General features: G+C 45.5%; 14 protein-coding genes. 10 read left to right on the forward strand and 4 right to left on the reverse strand.

Annotation, left to right across the window (positions count from 1 at the left end; all coding sequences use genetic code 11):
• Nucleotides 1-85: 85 nt before the first annotated feature.
• The gene (locus H3S94_RS05385; protein WP_210327986.1) at nucleotides 86-4267 is read left to right on the forward strand and encodes an invasin domain 3-containing protein; all 4182 of its coding nucleotides are present in this window, start codon (nucleotides 86-88) and stop codon (nucleotides 4265-4267) included.
• A 263-nt stretch (nucleotides 4268-4530) separates the two neighbouring features.
• Here H3S94_RS05385 and H3S94_RS05390 read toward each other — a convergent pair whose 3' ends face one another.
• The gene (locus H3S94_RS05390) at nucleotides 4531-6633 is read right to left on the reverse strand and encodes a transglycosylase SLT domain-containing protein (protein WP_198240506.1); all 2103 of its coding nucleotides are present in this window, start codon (nucleotides 6631-6633) and stop codon (nucleotides 4531-4533) included.
• Between the two features lie 285 nt (nucleotides 6634-6918).
• Between H3S94_RS05390 and dapA the strand changes: the two genes are divergently transcribed.
• Both dapA and smpB read left to right on the forward strand, forming a co-directional pair.
• Entirely contained in the window at nucleotides 6919-7803 is an 885-nt protein-coding gene (gene dapA, locus H3S94_RS05395; protein ID WP_077991636.1) for a 4-hydroxy-tetrahydrodipicolinate synthase, read from the forward strand.
• 53 nt (nucleotides 7804-7856) lie between these two features.
• Nucleotides 7857-8333, forward strand: a complete 477-nt coding sequence (gene smpB, locus H3S94_RS05400) for an SsrA-binding protein SmpB (protein WP_077991637.1) — start codon at nucleotides 7857-7859, stop codon at nucleotides 8331-8333.
• A 586-nt stretch (nucleotides 8334-8919) separates the two neighbouring features.
• Here smpB and H3S94_RS05405 read toward each other — a convergent pair.
• Both H3S94_RS05405 and H3S94_RS05410 read right to left on the reverse strand, forming a co-directional pair.
• Nucleotides 8920-9600: a uracil-DNA glycosylase gene (locus H3S94_RS05405; protein WP_077991638.1), complete on the reverse strand. Its 681-nt coding sequence runs from the start codon at nucleotides 9598-9600 to the stop codon at nucleotides 8920-8922.
• Entirely contained in the window at nucleotides 9600-10193 is a 594-nt protein-coding gene (locus tag H3S94_RS05410) for an NYN domain-containing protein (RefSeq protein WP_198240507.1), read from the reverse strand. Before H3S94_RS05410 ends, H3S94_RS05405 begins: the two co-directional genes overlap by 1 nt.
• Before the next feature lie 196 nt (nucleotides 10194-10389).
• Here H3S94_RS05410 and rpoZ point away from each other — a divergent pair, with 196 nt between their 5' ends.
• The 5 genes from rpoZ to hemN all read left to right on the forward strand — a co-directional run bounded on the left by rpoZ (nucleotide 10390) and on the right by hemN (nucleotide 16124).
• Nucleotides 10390-10794, forward strand: a complete 405-nt coding sequence (gene rpoZ, locus H3S94_RS05415) for a DNA-directed RNA polymerase subunit omega (protein ID WP_198230913.1) — start codon at nucleotides 10390-10392, stop codon at nucleotides 10792-10794.
• A 153-nt stretch (nucleotides 10795-10947) separates the two neighbouring features.
• Nucleotides 10948-13176 carry a bifunctional (p)ppGpp synthetase/guanosine-3',5'-bis(diphosphate) 3'-pyrophosphohydrolase gene (locus H3S94_RS05420; protein WP_198240508.1) on the forward strand — a complete coding sequence of 743 codons (2229 nt, stop codon included), beginning with the start codon at nucleotides 10948-10950 and terminating at the stop codon, nucleotides 13174-13176.
• A 119-nt stretch (nucleotides 13177-13295) separates the two neighbouring features.
• Complete coding sequence (gene pyrE / locus H3S94_RS05425) at nucleotides 13296-13874, forward strand: orotate phosphoribosyltransferase (protein ID WP_077991645.1); 579 nt, start codon at nucleotides 13296-13298, stop codon at nucleotides 13872-13874.
• A gap of 90 nt (nucleotides 13875-13964) precedes the next feature.
• The gene (locus tag H3S94_RS05430) at nucleotides 13965-14717 is read left to right on the forward strand and encodes a helix-turn-helix domain-containing protein (RefSeq protein ID WP_149866636.1); all 753 of its coding nucleotides are present in this window, start codon (nucleotides 13965-13967) and stop codon (nucleotides 14715-14717) included.
• A 72-nt stretch (nucleotides 14718-14789) separates the two neighbouring features.
• Nucleotides 14790-16124 (forward strand): oxygen-independent coproporphyrinogen III oxidase, encoded by a 1335-nt coding sequence (gene hemN, locus H3S94_RS05435; protein WP_198240509.1) that lies wholly within the window; start codon nucleotides 14790-14792, stop codon nucleotides 16122-16124.
• Nucleotides 16125-16200: 76 nt separating this feature from the next.
• On the opposite strand, the gene H3S94_RS05440 is transcribed toward hemN, so the two are convergent.
• Nucleotides 16201-17397: an MFS transporter gene (locus H3S94_RS05440; RefSeq protein ID WP_077991650.1), complete on the reverse strand. Its 1197-nt coding sequence runs from the start codon at nucleotides 17395-17397 to the stop codon at nucleotides 16201-16203.
• 174 nt (nucleotides 17398-17571) lie between these two features.
• Here H3S94_RS05440 and H3S94_RS05445 point away from each other — a divergent pair, with 174 nt between their 5' ends.
• Both H3S94_RS05445 and acpS read left to right on the forward strand, forming a co-directional pair.
• A complete protein-coding gene (locus tag H3S94_RS05445) occupies nucleotides 17572-18177 on the forward strand; it encodes a DUF2062 domain-containing protein (protein ID WP_077991653.1) in 606 nt (201 codons plus the stop codon).
• Between the two features lie 2 nt (nucleotides 18178-18179).
• Nucleotides 18180-18590 (forward strand): holo-ACP synthase, encoded by a 411-nt coding sequence (acpS, locus tag H3S94_RS05450; RefSeq protein ID WP_077991654.1) that lies wholly within the window; start codon nucleotides 18180-18182, stop codon nucleotides 18588-18590.
• Nucleotides 18591-18652 lie beyond the last annotated feature (62 nt).

An 18652-nucleotide genomic window follows, 5' to 3' on the forward strand; every position in this document is an offset into this window, starting at 1 on the left:
GAAGGATGCTTATGGCAATCTTGTTGCAGGATTAGGCAATGACCTTACCTTTGACATTGTTGACGGGGGTGGTAACAAGCCGGATGTGAACAAGGTTGTTCTGTCGAACATTCAAGAGACACCGGCTCAAAGCGGCATTTATGTAGCTACATTAAAAGGCACGCTTGCGGGAACTTATAAAATTACACCGAAGATTTCTTCTGTTGCTGTTGGAACTCTTGAAGCCACTGTAACGATAAACGGCGGTAATATCGATGCTACAAAATTCGACTTTTTTGCAGAATCGCCATCCATTACAGCAGATGGAAGCACAGAATCGAAACTCATTTTTAAGGCTAGGGATGCTTATTCCAATCCCGTTAACGGACTAGGTGGAGATATTATTTTTACCATCAAAAGAGGAACGGTGGTGGTCACAAATGGTAGCACCGTTAATCTGTCGGAAGTTCGGGAGACAGAAGCTGGCACTTATATAGCCAAATTGAAAGGCACGGCATCCGGAGTTTATACAGTAACACTTAACCTTTCGGGCAATGCATCAGTCACACGTACAACTCAGGTGACATTAACAGCCGGTGAAATAGATGAAAGCAAGTCGAGCTTAACATCGAGCGCGTCTTCGGTTATCGCAGATAAAACATTAACGCTGACGTTGATAGCGCAAGATAAATTTGGCAATCCGATTGATTATGATTTAAGCACGCTAAAATTTGTCGACAAAAACGGGAATGATGCAGGCGTAGCGATCGGTGAAATATCGAAAGCTAATGTGCCGGGGCGGTATCAAGCCACGTTAACCGGCGTGATTGCCGGAGACTATGAGATCGTGGCCAAGTCGGGTGACACAATTTTAGCAGCAGGTTCGGCACCCGTAAAAGTCATTTTTGGTGATCCGGTTGAAAAAGGCAAGAATAACGAATTCCGGTCAACGATTGGTGTCGATCGGGGCGAAATAGTTGCAGATGGAACAACAACGGCCAAGCTGAACTTTATTGCGAAAGATATTTATGGAAATGCTGTGACCGGTATAAAGGACAAGCTTAAATTTGTCGTAAAAGCTTCTCCCACCGGATCATCTTATACAATTGGCACCATTGAAGTGGATGGCAATTCCTTTAGCGCAACTTTCAAAGGAACGACACTTGGTGTTTACACGATTGTCCCACAATATAATTCCAGTCAGGTTGGTTCGCTTTCTGTTAGTATAACTGTAAAGGCAGGTGACGTCGACACGAGTGAAAAAACGAAGTCCACATTCGGGGCGAGTGCTTCGTCGATTACAGCAAATGACGTTGAGACAATAACGCTCACTTTTAAAGCCAAAGACCCGTACAATAATCCGGTTTCGGGTTTGGGAACGAGACTTATATTTGACATTGCCATTCAAAACGCCGGTGCACCGAACGATGGTGATGTCAAGCTTGCTGAAATTCAGGAAACAACTGCGGGAAGCGGAGTTTATACGGCCAAGCTGAGTGGTCACGTGGCCAATTCTTATGTTATAAAGCCAAAAGTTGACGGTAATAATGTCGGAAATCTGAATGTCGTAGTCTCTCTAAAAGCGGGAACTATTGATCCGGACCACTCCACGTTCACTATTGATTCATCGGAAATTGTAGCAGACACGAACACAATAATAACGCTTGAGGCAAAAGACAAATTCGGAAATATTGTAAAAGGAGTTGCAACTCAGCTACAACTTGCAGGAACTCCGGCATTAGCAACGGGGACACTGGTGTCTACGACGGAGCCGCAACCCGGCATCTATAAATTCAAAATACTAGGAATAACTGCAGGCACATACAAAATTGTGCCTAAGCAAAACAGCAATGAATTAACCGGGTTATCCGTTGACTTGACGATCAAAGCCGGTGCACCTGTAGCCTATATTTCTCCATCATATGAGGCGAGGTCAAAGTTCTCTGCCGATCAGGGAACACTTCCTGCAGATGGTGTAACCAACGCAAAACTCACATTTGTTGCAATCGACAAATATAAAAACCCGGTGAATGATATCGGGGACGATATCGAGTTCTATATCAAGTTTGTTTCGGACGGTGGTAATGCAGCTACGGTGAGCTTGGGAACCAAAGAAGCTAATGGCAATACCTATACAAATACCTTCAGGGCAACAGCGGCTGGTAGATATAGTATTTACGTAAAATATAAGAATGCTGATATCATGTCCGTTAGTGTGACGGTTCAACCTGGTCCGGTGGCTGTGCTGGGCGAGAATGGAGAGGTTCGTTCAACTTTTGTTGCCGACAGCACTTCGGTCACATTCGACGATAGCGTTTATTTTACGCTGACTTTAAAAGATAAATACGGCAATGTTATTACCGGTATCCCGAACAATAGTCTGAACTTGTTGCTTACAGGAAGAAATTCTGGAGTTTCAGGGGCTACTGAGAACAATTATTTTTATGAGACGTCCACAAAAGGTACTTATAGAATATATTTTTATCCGTCTTCTTACCCCGTTAAAAAACCCGACAGCTATACGATCGTACCACAGCGTCTTGGTACCCCTATTTCAGGACTTTCTGCGACTATTCAAGTTTCGCTAGGCAAACCATATAAGACAGATTCTTCAGGCAATCAAAGCTCTACTCTTACTGCCACTCCGCAATCACGAACAGTAAGTGACACGGAATTTATAACGCTGACATTTGTCGCGAAAGACCGTTATGGAAACGATCTTACCGGAATTGCAAACCAACTTGGTGTTAATGTTCAATATGGTATCTATGGTGGAACAATCGAGAAATTTATCGAAACAGAAACGCCAGGTACCTACACCTCATTGGCTCGATTTACTAAAGCAGGGAAACAGACAATTTATGTAACATATAAAGGAAACAATGTCGCTTCCTACAACAACAGCAATGATTATCTCATGGTTGAACCTCGTTGGACGGCAGGTGATCCCGCTGATAAAGATATAAAAGGCAACCAACAGTCAACATTTGTTGCCACACCAACGAGCATAGAGGCGGATGGCATCGATAGTACGACCTTGACATTCAAGGCTATCGACGTTTTTGGTAATGCTATTTCTGACGATATTACCGATAAACTCAAGTTTGAAGTAACGAGTGGTAATCAACAAGACTTATCATTTGGACAGATGGTAAAGTCAGGGAATGTCTATACGGTAACTGTAAAGTCAACAACTGCAATAGGACAATATACGATAGTTCCGAAATTTAACGGTGTGCAAATAGGATCGCTTGCGGTGACACTCGCGACGACTGCGCCTCGACCTGCTACAGATAAAACTATTATAAAACTCGACAAATCTAGTTACGCATTTGAAGAAGATATGTTGGTTACCGTAACGGTCAGGAATAAAAATGGTTATCTGTTGGTCGGGCAAACCAATTGGTTGAGTAATGGTGGTTATGGTGGCAAAGGGATTATGGTTGATGGAGGGAAAATAAAAGATACTGAGTGGATAGATAATGGTGACGGGACTTACACGCGCACTTATACGGCTTGGAACTCCGGGTCACGCTCATCCTACATAGCTATCACTAGTTATTCCAAGGCGACTTCGAATAAATATACAATTGGCCACGGGGAAGCACTTGCTGAATATTCATCAATCGATTTAGGCGGTAATAGCTTTAAGGTTACTACTTATTCCCCAATATATTTCAAGGTTACTATAAGAGACAAGGCAAATAATGTTATCAAGGATGATTTGGACGCTGTACGTAACAATATTGTTGTACCGGAAAATGTAACAGTCTATAACGAGTGGAGTGTATGTAGCGACAACACGATATCTTATTGTCGGTCTTACCTGCCTTACAAGGTAGGTTCCAATTTGACTGTTACCTTGAAATTGCCCGAGTGGACCAGTGAAATATCATCTCAAACATTCAAAATCGTAGCAGGCTATATTGATAGAAATGCATCGACAGTAACTCTTGATAAATATCTGCTGCAAATAGGCGATGTCATAACTGTTACTGTTTGGATGGCGGATGTCAAAAACAATCCGATAACAACCTGGAACCCGTATGCTGGTGATGATGGTAGTATTTTCGACTGGGAGCCATGTTATGCTGTGGGAGGAGGATATGGTTTTCAGCGTTTGACGAAATGGCTCCAGGAAAGCGATGGTAAATATACAGCTTCATTTAAAGCAATAAGAGCAGTAACGAATTATAATTTTTTAATAGAATATAGGTATCAATGTAAGGGATTACCCAACGGTAACTATGATTGGTCTAAATTATCTTTACCTTACACAATAAAGTAGTTTATTAAAATTGCGTATTTATAAATAAAATTACGCATTTAATTCATATTTTAAAAATTAAATTATAAATTTATAGTTGATTTTTATTGTATAATTTTTAGGTTCATAATTACAGATATTATATGGTAAGCCCGCGTACAAAAACTTATAATTAAACTATCGCGACTATTTTATTAAATTCCGGACTATAGTTTTCAAAAATCTCCGGATTTATGTTTGTTGCACTGACTTTACGGAATTCAAGACGCCAAGAGATTTGCTCTTTAACCGTGACGGCCGGCGGTTAGGTCGACATTAATATCGGCAGTGCCGGTAAGGCGTGCTTTATAAACCTGATAGTTTTCCATAACACGCATGACATAGTCGCGCGTTTCCGAATAAGGAATACGTTCAACCCAGTCGACAACCCAATCGACCGATTGCCCGCGCGGGTCGCCATAGCGGCTGATCCATTCATTGGCGCGTCGTGAGCCGGCATTATAACCGATAAATGTCAGGATATAGGAACCGTTGAAGCGGTCAAGTTGCTCACCCAGAAAATGGGCTCCCAAAGTCGCATTATAACCTGCATCGGTCGCCAATTTTTCCGGTTGCCATTTTATCGCGTTTTTGGTTGCAACCGCTTTTGCCGTTGTCGGTAGAAGTTGCAGCATACCCTTGGCACCCGCACCTGACACTGAATCTGTTTTAAATTCGCTTTCCTGCCTTGCAATGGCATAAGCAAGTGCCTTGCCGGAAGCCGAAATATTGGCGGTTTCGGGAATTGCTCCGACAGGGTGGGAGAGGGAGCCTACATCCATCCCCCTGATAACCGCACTTTTGCCGATCTTCAGGCTCGTATAATGGTCGCCTTTACGCTCTGCCATAACAGCCAACATTGCAAGTTCACCAGGGCTATCAAGCTCGTCTCCGAGCTCACGATAAAGGACGCCTGCACGATCGGAATATCCTATCGCTTCAAGCCTCTTTATAGCCATAACCGGTTCGCGTGATTCAAAACGCTGGCGGTCGCTTGCTGTCGGCTTCGGATAGGGAATTTCAAGCCTTTGTTCTCCAAGCCGGGCAGCGGCAAGCTGGCCGTAAAAGGTAGTACCATAATGGGCAGCACGGCGAAAATATTGTATGGCGTTGTTACGATTCCCCTGTGCTTCAGCAGTTCTGCCCATCCAGTAGTAACCACGCGAGGCTGCAACCGGTCGTGACGAGATTTGCACAATACGGGAAAAGTGTTGCATTGCGGTTTTATTATCGCCCAGAAACCGGAGAGCATACCAGCCGGCATGAAATTCTGCGTCGGCTGCCAAGGTCGGGCTTTCGGCCGAATGGGCTGCTGCCAGTTGATAGGCGATTTTCGGCTTGTTTTCATCAAGCATTTCGCGTGACAAAACACGCCGTTCGATCCACCAGGCATCGGGATCAACAAGCGTAAGGGCATCTTTCGGTGCTTTTAACATGAGTTTTGCCGCGTCATCGCATTGGCCGGAACGGCGCAAATATTGAATTTGGGCAAAAAGATAAAGTGAATCCTTACGGAAACTTTTATCAACATCTGCAAGTTTCTGGCGGGCATTCGAGTCATTATTGGCGACAGCCGCAAAACCGGCATAGAGAGACCGGGCATTTGCCAGTACAGCAACCCGTTCGGCTGAAGAAATACGATTGGCATAAAGCATGGCGCGCATGCGTTGGAGATGGTCGGCAGGTAGCAAGGCAGCACCAGCCTTTTTCAAAACGAGTTGCTCTTCCGCAGCACTCAGCTTTGCTTTATACCACCAAGGTGCAATAATTTGTCTGGCTCGTGCCGACTGACCGGTTTCGATCAGAGCACCGCCAAGGGCAGCCATGCCTTGGGCTGTTACCGGAATATAATTTCCAAAGCCATTGATAATCGCTTGCGGTGAATTCATTTCACTGGCAAGGGCACGCTCGGAATTTTTGCGCATTGCTGTCATGCCGGGCCAATCATGCAGTTCCTGTGCCGCATTGAATATTTCCGAACTTGGAACTCCTGATACGCCGGATACACCGATCGCCCAAGTGAGGATATGCCGGTCAAGGCTGTTCTTCGGCATAGCGTTGCGGATAGCAATGGCGCTTGACGCCTGTTTGTTATAAAGCGCATCAAGGCCGGATTTCAGGCTTCCGCTTGCCACGTCGCCATTCGTCCTTGGAATGCCACTTGTCACAATTGCATCGGACTTGAACGGGGTTGGCGCTTTCTGTGTTGAAGCAAACGGGCGGGTGGATGGCACGGGTGGATTGTTTTTCACCGAGCTTGCATAGCTTACAGTTGTGGCAAGCATACTGCTTGCCAAAAAGAATGAAAACGCCGTTTTTGCCAAAACACCTGATGAGTATTTATGCATCGTACTTATAAAGACCCATTTCCTCAATTTTTTAGCGTAACATAAGCTGCAACTGTGAAAGAGGCGTTAACGCTTTTTACCTCTTTTATTTTGTGAATGACAAAAATTCGCGCAACAAATCTGTTGGCGAATATCCTTTCTTCAAAGTGTTGCATATTTCTGCCATCCGGAACATGCGAATAGAACAAAATCAACTTGCGTCATTCGTATGGCGATACTATGGTCTTAAAGGCTAATTGAAGGGGCAATTGCCTTAATGCTGAATATATAATCAGGGAGTTTACCATGCTCAAGGGAGCACTGACCGCACTCATTACACCTTTCGACAATAATGGCAGCGTTGCAGAGAAAACATTATGTGATCTTGTCGAATGGCAGGTCAAACAGGGCATTAACGGCCTTGTCCCCGTCGGAACAACCGGTGAATCGCCAACACTGAGCTATCAGGAACACAAACGTGTGATCGAGCTTTGCGTTCGACAGGTTGCAAAACGCGTTCCGGTTATTGCCGGTGCGGGATCAAACAGCACCAAAGAAGCGGTCGAGCTTGCCGAATTTGCCGAAAAAGCCGGTGCAGACGCGGTTCTGGTGGTTACTCCATATTATAACAAACCGAACCAGAGAGGAATGTATCAACACTTCTCGACGGTCGCCAAAGCCATTTCTATTCCGCTTATCATTTATAACATTCCCGGCCGGTCGGTCATTGATATGACGGCTGATACAATGGCAAAACTGCATCATGACTGCAAAAACATCATCGGTGTCAAAGATGCAACCGGCAAGATCGAACGCGTCAGCGAGCAACGGCAAAAATGCGGCACTGATTTTGTGCAGCTTTCCGGCGATGACAGCACGGCTTTGGGCTTCAACGCACAGGGCGGGGTCGGGTGCATTTCGGTTACGTCCAATATTGCGCCGAAACAATGCGCAGAATTGTTTCAGGCTTGCCGCGAAAACAATTTTGCCAAGGCACTTGAGCTTAATGATCGCTTGATGCCGCTCAACCGCGCGCTATTTATTGAACCAAGCCCTGCCGGTGTCAAATATGCAGCCGAAAAACTTGGTATCTGTACCAGTGTTGTACGTTCGCCGATTGTGCCTATCGAAGAGGAAACAAGAAAAATAATAGATGCAGCATTAAAACATGCCGGTCTTCTTGACGAATAATCATCAGGAATAATGACTGGCGACGGAAATAATTACTGGCTATCCGGGTATCTATGAATAAAAAAAATGCTTCTCCGGCCTATAAGGTTGTTGCGGACAATCGTAAGGCACGTTTCAATTATGAAATTCTGAACACATTGGAGGCCGGAGTGGTTCTGCAGGGAACCGAGGTCAAATCGTTGCGCTCACATCACGGAAACATAGCCGAAAGTTATGCAAGTTTTGAAAATGGCGAATTCTGGCTGATTAATTCTTACATTCCCGAATACACGCAAGGCAATCGCTTTAATCATGATCCGCGTCGGCTGCGCAAACTTTTGCTCTCGAAGCATGAAATGTCACGTTGGGCAAATGCGGTTGCGCGGGAAGGTTTGACAATTGTTCCATTGAAACTTTATTTCAACGATCGGGGACGGGTCAAACTGGAATTAGCCCTTGCACGCGGCAAAAAGCTTCATGACAAACGCCAAACCGAAAAGAAGCGCGACTGGAACCGCGAAAAATCACGTCTCATGCGCGAACGCGGCTGATATGTCACTGAATCCCGATTAAGTTTATCTGTCCGGCGTTTCATGCCCTTATTTTCCGACATTATCGGCAAAGTTTCGCAACAGGCTACTATATAGATTGAACATTCGTGTGGCAGGTAGGGACGGAACATAGCTTGTCATAGTGTTCAAAAGAACCTGACATTTCGGGGAGGGGGGTATTACCGCGATCATCATATTGGTGATGCAGAAATATCTACCGCAATAAAGGCATGTCTGAAATGGCCGACGACTTCAGAAATCACCCCCCCAATGTCGTGAGAGTGAATGTGTTGTGCCTGTAACATAAGCTTGTGACTTAATATTTTTATGACTTGTGACCGGATTTTAACGAAAACGGGTGGCTTTTTGCGATGATTTAAAGAACTAGAAGACCTGTTATTTCAGCACCGGTTTTTCATTTTTAGCCGCTTTATTTCAAGCCTTTGCACTTGAAGTTATCGGGACTGACATCTTTTGTCACATGATCGTTTTATTGAAAGACGAAAGTTCAAGGTAGTTCGGAAAAAAGATAGCGCTTACAATCAACCGAATGTCTGAATGTAAAAGTCGACTTTCAACCGGACAATCAATTTTTACCAAGATAATCGTGTACTGCCGAAAAGATTTCATGAAACATCAACTCGGTCAATCTTCCGGTGTTGGTGTTGTAGCGCGAACAGTGGTAGCTTGGAAATATGCGTATATTTCCGATTTCGGTTATTTTTCCGTGGCCAAAAGGGTGCAGTGCCAATTTGGCACCTAGTGCACGTATGGTTGATTGATGGGCAATCGAACCCAATGTCACAACGGCTGTGAGCTTTGGCAAAGAATGGAGGAGTGGAGCAAAAAATTGCCGACATTTGTTAATTTCGGCTCCCGTCGGTTTGTTTTCCGGCGGCACGCACCGCACTGCATTGACAATCGTCGTGTCGATAAGTTCCAGGCTATCGTCCGGTCTTGCCTCGAATATGCCGCGGGCAAAACCATATTTTTTTAACGTCGAATATAAAAGATTTCCGGCATAATCACCGGTAAATGGCCTTCCTGTGCGGTTCGCCCCGCGCAGCCCCGGTGCAAGACCAACAATAAGAAGCCGTGTTGAATTGGCGCCGCCAATCGGAAAAAACGGTTTAACCGGCCCATTATACCAAAGCGGTTCTTTTTTGCGCCATTCTTCGCGAAAATCATGGAGCCTTGGGCATAAACCGCAATCATAAGACGGTTCGGGACAACCGGCGGCAACAGTTTTATTCAAATGCTGAAGCATCAGTATAATTCGTCGTCGCCATTATCTTCATCGCTGCCAACAGGATATTCCTTTTGCGGTTTATCCGACGGTGCACGGCCAATTTCCGGCTTTAACGTTGTGAGATCTATGAAATGGTCGGCCTGTCTCCTTAATTCGTCGGAAATCATGGCCGGCTGGGTGGTAAGGGTGGAGACAACACTGACTTTGCGGCCACGCCGCTGCAAAGCTTCGACGAGTGAACGAAAATCACCGTCGCCGGAAAAAATCACGAAATGGTCGACCGTATCCGACAATTCCATGGCATCGACAGCAAGTTCGATGTCCATGTTACCCTTCACTTTGCGTCGACCGGCGGGATCGGTAAATTCCCGCGCATTCTTGGTGATAACGCGATAACCGTTATAATCGAGCCAGTCGATCAACGGGCGAATGGATGAATATTCCTGATCTTCAATTAGTGCAGTGTAATAATAGGCCCTGAGGAGATAGCCACGCTTCTGGAAGGCCTTTAAGAGTTTTCGATAATCGATATCAAAGCCAAGCGTTTTCGAGGTTGCGTAAAGGTTCGCTCCGTCTATAAAAAGAGCTATTTTTTCTCTTGGGTCAAACATCGTTCTATATCCATTTTACCATAAAGGCATAAATCACTAATTATTACCGTTAGATATGTCAGCTCTGACAGCACTTGCCAAGAGAGCTTTTGGGAAAATTTATCAAGTTAATGCAGTTTTTCTTGTTTTTTAATTTCAAATTGTATATGCCAAAGACAATTTCATCAATTTACGAACTCTTAGGAAAGGGGCATCTATGGCCCGCGTTACGGTAGAAGATTGTATTGATAAGGTTGATAACCGCTTTGAACTGGTGCTTTTGGCAGCTCATCGTGCCCGCCAAATATCACAAGGCGCTCAAATCACTGTTGATCGAGACAATGACAAGAATCCCGTTGTAGCTCTGCGCGAAATCGCTGACGAGACATTGTCACCGGCAGATCTTAAAGAAGATCTCATCCATTCGCTGCAGAAACATGTTGAAGTTGACGAGCCGGAGCCGGAGCCCGCTTTGATTGGTCACAGTGAAGAAGCGAACGACGTGTTCGGTTCAAATGGCGAAAAGTCGGATGAGAAAGTTTCGTTCGATCATATGTCGGAAGATGAACTGCTGGCCGGTATTGAAGGTTTGGTTGCACCGGAAAAAAATGACGATTATTGATTATCAATCCACATTTTAATCATGATATATGCGCTACCTTGTTGGTAGCGCATATTTTTTGTGCTTTTTGATTATTGTATCGTTTTTTTCCGGTACAAGATAAGCATGTTATTATAAACTAAGCCTATTATCGAATAAAAGGAGTATGCCTCAATGATGCGTCAGTACGAGCTTGTCGAGCGTGTCCAACGTTACAAGCCTGACGTTAACGAAGCATTGCTTAATAAGGCTTATGTCTATGCCATGCGCAAGCATGGCTCGCAGAAACGCGCGTCCGGAGACCCTTATTTTTCACACCCTCTGGAGGTTGCAGCGATCCTGACCGATATGCATCTTGACGAGGCGACGATAGCGGTTGCACTTCTTCATGATACAATCGAAGATACAAGCGCAACACGTGCGGAAATCGACCAGCTTTTCGGACCTGAAATCGGTAAATTGGTGGAAGGGCTGACCAAACTTAAAAAACTCGATCTGGTGTCGAAAAAAGCCATTCAGGCGGAAAATTTACGAAAACTTCTTATCGCCATTTCGGAAGATGTAAGAGTGTTGTTGGTCAAACTTGCCGACCGGTTGCATAATATGCGCACTCTTGGCGTGATGCGGGAAGAAAAACGCCGTCGCATTGCCGAAGAAACAATGGATATTTATGCGCCGCTTGCCGGACGCATGGGTATGCAGGATATGCGTGAAGAACTTGAAGATCGCGCATTTTTTTATCTTAATCCTGAAGCTTATCGCGCAGTGACAGACCGTTTGGCCGATCTGTCGCAACGAAACCGCGATCTGTTGTCGACCATCGAAAATGAGTTGACCAAGCTTTTTGCCGAACATGGTATCAATGCTTATGTTAAAAGCAGGCAAAAAAAGCCTTATTCGGTTTTCCGTAAAATGGAAACAAAGGCGCTATCATTCGAGCAATTGTCGGATATTTACGGTTTTCGTGTGATTGTTGATAGTGTTGCCGATTGTTATCGTGCACTGGGCATTATCCACACAACCTGGCCGATGGTTCCGGGCAGATTTAAAGACTATATTTCAATTCCCAAACAAAATGATTACCGCTCGCTTCATACAACAATCGTGGGGCCATCAAGACAACGTGTCGAACTGCAAATCAGAACACGGGAGATGGACGAGGTAGCGGAATATGGTGTAGCCGCACATTCCATTTACAAAGATCGCGGCTCGAATAATTCGCCAAGCAAACTCGAAAATGAAACCAATGCCTATGCATGGTTGCGCCAAACCATACAATCATTGTCGGAAGGGGATAATCCGGAAGAGTTTCTGGAACACACAAAACTGGAATTGTTTCAGGATCAGGTTTTTTGTTTTACTCCGAAAGGGCGCCTCATCGCCTTGCCGAAAGGGGCAACGCCGATTGATTTTGCTTATGCTGTCCATACGGATGTCGGTGATTCATGTGTCGGTGTAAAAATTAACGGGCGTATCATGCCGCTCATGACAACCCTTACCAATGGTGACGAGGTCGAGATTATACGCTCGAAAGCACAGGTTCCGCCGGCCGCATGGGAATCTCTTGTTGTGACCGGTAAAGCACGCGCCGCAATCAGGCGCGCTACACGTGTGGCTGTGCGCAAACAATATTCCGGCTTGGGAACGCGTATTCTTGAAAGAACATTTGAACGGGCAGGAAAACAGTTTTCCAAAGACGAACTCAAGAAAGTTCTGCCGCGTCTGGCACGCCTTGATGTCGAGGATGTGCTTGCTGCGGTTGGACGTGGAGAGTTGCCTTCTGCCGATGTCGTCAAAGCTGTCTATCCCGATTATCAGGATAATCGAGCGCAACAAAAATCTTCGGCCGGTCCGCGTGAAGAAGGCTGGTTTAATATCCAGAATGCGCAAGGAATGTTATTCAAAGTGCCTGACGGTGACAAGACAAAACCTGTAGGGTCTTATCAGGAAGACCATGCACTGCCAATTCGCGGAACACACGGTGATGTTCCCGTGCGCTTTGCACCGGAAGGAGCTGTTCCGGGTGACAGAATTGTCGGCATTATGCAACCGGGAGCCGGTATTGTCATTTACCCTATACAGTCACCGGCGCTGAAAGCGTTTGATGACCAGCCTGAACGCTGGATAGATGTTCGTTGGGATATTGATGCTGCAATGACCGAACGTTTTCCGGCTCGTATCAGGGTACTTGCAATCAATTCGCCGGGTTCACTTGCCGAAGTATCGCAAGCAATAGCCAAGAATGATGCCAATATACAAAACCTTTCAATGGTTCGGACAGCTCCGGATTTTACAGAAATGATTATTGACCTTGAGGTATGGGATTTAAAACACTTGAACAGAATTCTAACTCAACTAAAAGAAGCGGCATCGGTAAGCACGGCCGAACGTGTCAATGGTTAACATATTTGTCTGTCGGGCATTTGGTCGGGCAGGAAAAAGGTTCGGCCCTATTTTTTGAACTGAAAACAATTGAAAAATGAAGTGGCGGATTACACCGCGAAAATGACTGAGGTTTATTCATGAATACGCAAGATGTGCTGGATATTTTTAAAAAAGCGGGTGCTATATTGGAAGGCCATTTCATTTTGACCTCCGGTCGGCATAGCGCAATCTATATGCAGAAAGCGAAAGTTTTCATGCATGCCGATATGACTGAAAAACTATGCCGTGCGCTTGCCGAAAAAATACGTGCAAATGTTGCGGGTAAGATTGATTACGTTGTAGGTCCGGCAATTGGCGGATTGATCCCGTCTTATGAAACATCGCGGCATCTTGGAGTGCCTTCTATTTGGGTTGAACGCGAAAACGGAAAATTCCGCCTCCGCCGGTTCGATATTCCTGAAGGTTCACGTGTGGTTATTGTGGAAGATATTGTGACAACGGGTCTTTCCATACGCGAAACCATTGAAGCTATGCGTGAAGCGGGTGCCGATGTTGTCGCCGCCGCTTGTATTGTTGACCGCTCGGCAGGAAAAGTTGATGTCGGAGTGCCTCTTATTCCGCTAGCAGAATATGCTGTTCCTTCCTATCCGGCCGACCAAATACCGGAAGAACTGGCAAAAATACCGGCTGTCAAGCCTGGCAGCAGAAATATATAATTGTTTTCTTTAACTTTCATCTTATCTCATTTATGCTGAGTTGAGAAAAAGTCTGCGGGTATTCAACAATATCATTGATGGGTAGCAAATTTGACTTCTAGGACTGACGAATATTGTCCGGATTGTTCGGGGAACATCAAGGATGCGGGGCGTTGCCAATCATGTATGGTGCACGATTTGGCAGTGTGTGCGCCGCTGCACGATGAAGACTTGCTCGAACTTGAACATCTTAAAACGCGCGAGAGCTTTTCAACAGGGGATACTATTTTTCAGGAAGGTTGCCCACGAGAAAAAATATATACAATTGTCTCCGGCGCGGTGCGACTGGTGAAAACCTTGAATGATGGCCGACGTTGCATTACCGGATTTGCTTTTGCCGGTGATTTTCTGGGATTTATTGAAAGCGGCAATCATATTTTGACCGCCGAAGCCGTTACACCGGTTCATGTCTGTTCGTTTGATCGGAAAATGATCGAAGCCTATCTTCGCGAACATTCCGAGGTTCGGGATCGTGTGCTTGATATGGCAAAAAATGCGTTGCAACGCTCATATGAGAACCAGCTTATATTAAGCAGGTTGTCGCCGGTCGAGAAAGTAGCGCGTTTTCTTTATGATCTCATCGGGCGTATGGAAGATAACCGGTTGAAGGCGTCACCTCTCACTTTGGCGATGAACAGAACCGATATTGCCGACCACCTCGGTTTAACAATCGAGACTGTGAGCCGCTGTTTTTCCAAACTGAAAGTGCAGGGGATAATAAAATTGATTTCTGCCAATCAGGTAGAAATTGTTGACAAGATGATGCTGAAACAGACAGCGGCAATTACCGGCGAGGTTGAATAACACCTTGTCGATGACTATTTTGTAGGGAATGTGAATTAACGGATCTCTTCAGCCAACAGGGAAGGATATAACATGAAAACGGAAACACTGTTGCATTACGCGACATTGGCGGTCCCGCGTTATACTTCCTATCCGACAGCTGCAGATTTTGTAACTGTCAGCGATGAACAGCGGGCAACATGGCTTGGTAAAATCAAGCCTGATGAGCCTGTTTCACTCTATATTCACGTGCCCTATTGCAGACAGCTTTGCTACTATTGCGGTTGCCATGCGAAGGCAACAAGGAAGGATGATGCAATTGCCGGTTATGCGGATAGTCTTGTAAAAGATATAAGGCTACAGGCACAGCATTTGCAGGGTAAGCCGCGCGTCGTGCATTTGCATTGGGGCGGCGGGACGCCTTCGATTTTGCCGCGTCAATCTTTTCAGGCAATTATGGAAACGTTACACGAATTTTTCGTATTTGATGAAAAGGCCGAACATGCCATCGAGCTTGATCCGCGCACGGTTACCCGTGACCTTGTCAATACCTTGTTGGAAATGGGTGTCAATCGGGCAAGTCTTGGTGTGCAGGATGTAAACCCGCAGGTTCAAAAAGCAATCGGGCGTATACAACCGGCGGCGGTGGTTAAACGGTCTGTCGATTATCTGCGCGAGGCAGGAATTGAACATATCAATTTCGATTTGATCTATGGTCTGCCGCTTCAAACAATCGAAACACTCAACGAGACATGCCGGACAATCGGTGACTATCGTCCGAACCGTATAGCCTGCTATGGTTATGCACATTTGCCGAAAAGACGTGCCAACCAGCGGCTTATTGATGCCGCATTGTTACCTGGTCCGCTTGAGCGTTTCTATCAGGCCGAGGCAGTTGAAAAAAATCTCGTCGCGTCGGGATATATGCCGATAGGTATAGATCATTTTGCTCTACCTGATGATAATTTGGCAATTGCTGCCAAAGAACATAATTTGCATCGAAATTTTCAAGGCTATACCGACGATGATTGTCCGGTTTTGATCGGATTCGGTTGTTCTTCCATCTCCGAGTTCCACGACGGCTTTGCCCAGACAGTTGCCGGTATCGCGCAATATCGGCGCACAATTGATGCAAATGAAATGGCAACAGTTCGCGGTATTGCAATAAATGATGATGATCGGCTACGCAGTGCGATGATTGCCGAACTTATGTGCAACTTCAAACTGGATCTCTCGAAATTCGGTGGCAAAGAAAAATTTGCCGATGCTCTTGAACGACTTAAACCGATCATTGCTGACGGATTGGCGCTCGAACACAACGGCCTTATCGAGATGACAGACGAAGGTCGCCCCTTTGTTCGCGCAGTTGCCAGCCTGTTTGATGCCTATAGACAGCAAAATATCGCACAGTTCAGTGCTGCTGTGTAACAATCAATCGGGTTTCGCAATATCAAGGCAATATCAGGCTGGTGATATTTTCTTGTCGTCGGGGTGGTGTTTTACGTCAAGCATGGCCTGTGCGTATTTTGGGAAGAAAAACCGCAATAAGTCCCAAAGCCGGCATATAAGAGCAAATTTCAAACATGGTTTGTGCCCCCACAATATCCATCACACGACCAAGTGCGGCAGCCGATAAAGCTCCGATTCCAAAGGAAAGACCAAAGAACAGCCCTGCGACAGTTCCGACTTTTCCAGGCAGCAGTTCCTGTGCAAAAACCACGATTGCCGGAAATGCCGAAGCCAGAATCATTCCGATAATCACGGTAAGAATCGCTGTGAAAGGCAAGTTCACATAGGGCAGAATGACAGTAAAAGGAAATACGCCCAGAATTGATACCCAGATGACTGTTCTTGCGCCGATTCGATCGCCAATGGGGCCACCGAATATTGTGCCTATCGCGATTCCGCCAAGATAAAGAAATAACAGAAGTTGCGCCTGATGAAGACTGACGCCGAATTTCTCCATTGTGTAAAACATATAATAATTCTGCATGCTGGCCATGTATACATATTTGGCAAACATCAAACCGACAAGAACGAACAAGGCGTTACGAACCTGCGCTTTGGGCAGATGATGTCGATCGGCGGAGGCTTTTTTTGTCAAACGTCTTTTGAGGTTATTGGCATACCAGTGGCTTACAAAAGTCAGAATGATGATACCAAAAAAGGCAAGAATGGAAAGCCAGCCGATGCGTTGTTGCTGGCTTATGAAAACCGCTGCAATGACCGGACCGATTGCCGAACCGCAATTGCCGCCAACCTGAAAAATTGATTGTGCCACACCATATTTCCCGCCGGATGCCAGACGCGCAACGCGCGAAGCTTCGGGATGAAAAATGGAAGAACCTAGCCCCACAAAGGCCGAACCGATCAATAATATGTAATAATGATGTGCATTAGCGAGCAGAAGAAGCCCGACCATGGTTGACGCGGAAGCAAAAGGCAGTGAATAGGGACTGGGTTTTTTATCTGTATAAAAGCCGATAACCGGTTGTAAAACCGAACCGGTCATTTGATAAACAGCCGTAATAATACCTATCTGGAGAAAGGTGAGGCCATAGTTTTCGCGTAAGATCGGATAAATTGCCGGAAGCATGGATTGCATGACATCATTGAGAAAATGTCCACAACTGACGGCCAGGATGATTGAAATGAATGTGGTTTCCACTTGTCGATCAGCATTGCTGTTTATTATGCTCATGGCTTCCTCACTCCCGTGGAAGGATATTTTTTAACTTTAAAAAAAATAGTCGGCAAGATAAAAACTGTCGGGTAAAGTGATTGTGTTTTTGTATAGAAGTGAATTTTTTAAGTGAGGGCAATAATTTGAATATTAAACATTGTTTCCGGCTTTCAGGGCGTTTATGACAAAAAAATGCTTTTTCGCCGAAGAAAACCTGTAAGTTTCCTGGAACGCGTACGTTTGTGGCTTTGGCCACGGCGTTCATTTTCGCGTTCTTTGAAATATTATGGAAAACGCCTGCTACGCATCTCTGCTACACCGCATCAAGTGGCATTGGGGTTAGCAATCGGTGTATTGGCGGCAAGCTCGCCATTATTCGGCTTTCACATTATTCTGGCCGGTATTGTAACATGGCTTTTGCGCGGCAATGTGGCTGCTGCTATTCTCGGAACAATGCTATCCAACCCGTTGACATTCTTGCCGATAGTCATGCTCGACTATAAACTCGGACATTTCTGTTTTGCACTTTTTGGCAATGTCGACGGAATACCTCTCACCGAAATCAGAGCAATGTTCGAGGGGCTGTCTGTCTCGCAAGCCTGGGTCATACTTCTTGAAGCATGGGACACGGTGATGAAACCCATTCTGTTTGGCGGACTTATACTCGGATTGTTTTTGGGAAGTCTGGCCTATATTTGTGCTTATCGGGCAACAGCACGCTTCCAGAAGCACCGGCAGGAGAAAATGGCTGAAAAGGTTCGTATGCGGTTGAAAAAAGACCAGAAACAGGGTGCTTGATAGTGATTATAGGCATCGGCAATGATATGATCGATATTCGCAGGGTTGAAAAGACACTTGCGCGCCATGGAACACGTTTTATTGATCGTATTTTTACGCCGATCGAACAGAAAAGATCGGAAGGGCGGAAGAATCGGGTTGCGTCATATGCGAAGCGGTTTGCCGCCAAAGAAGCCTGTGCCAAGGCACTTGGTACCGGAATTTCGCGCGGTGTCTGGTGGAAAGATATGGGGGTTGTCAATTTGCCGGGTGGCAAACCCACAATAATGCTCACCAATAACGCGAAAATATTTCTTGATAAAATGACACCTGAAGGACATAAAGCTGTGATCCACTTGACAATTACAGACGATTTTCCTTGGGCTCAAGCTTTCGTCATTATCGAGGCAGTCTCTCTTGGAGATATTGCTTGAAACGTTATACCAATAACCGAAATCCATAAACAATAGAGTGAGCTTTATTATAAAAGGCAAAA

This window comes from Bartonella sp. B10834G3, assembly GCF_016102505.1.
Classification (GTDB): domain Bacteria; phylum Pseudomonadota; class Alphaproteobacteria; order Rhizobiales; family Rhizobiaceae; genus Bartonella; species Bartonella choladocola.